The organism is Acidovorax sp. SRB_24 (assembly GCF_012931925.1).
The window spans coordinates 1-471 of the sequence record NZ_MWOM01000238.1 but is presented as its reverse complement, the minus strand read 5'-3'; the positions used below and the strand labels follow the sequence as shown (position 1 = coordinate 471).

1 pseudogene is annotated in these 471 nt (G+C 65.8%); it reads right to left on the bottom strand.

Annotation, left to right across the window (positions count from 1 at the left end):
• Positions 1-186: pseudogene (locus tag B2J89_RS21740) on the bottom strand (GntR family transcriptional regulator); the annotation flags it as partial.
• Positions 187-471 lie beyond the last annotated feature (285 nt).

The window sequence follows — 471 nt, the reverse complement described above, 5'->3', positions numbered from 1 at the left end:
GCCGAACTCGGCCATGATCGCCGCTTCGGTGGGCAGCTTGTCTGCGGGAGGGTAGCTGCCGTCACGGATGCGGTCGCCCAGCGTGCCCACCAACTCGTGCGCCAGCGAACGCGGGCGGCGCTGCATTGCCGGCGCAATGGCGGTGGGGGCCGGTGGGGCGGGGGCGTTTAGGGTGTGCAGGGGCATGGAGCGGGGCAGATCGGTCAACGGGCAAGGCATTTTGATCTTATATGACAACTGACCTCTTTTGCCATCATCTCCCTTGGGCTTGCATGCGAGCGGGCTGCCTGCGGCGCCGGCCCCACTTGCGGGTCCGCCACATGCCGGTCCCGCTTGTCCGGTGGCCCAAGCACACGGAGCGCGAAGGCCGCCCCGGGCCTCGATTTCTATCATTTCGATAGCTGCAAACGCTTGTCGTACCAGGGCTGCAGGCCTATTTGGCTTGAAACCGTGCTGGAACGCCTCAGTGGG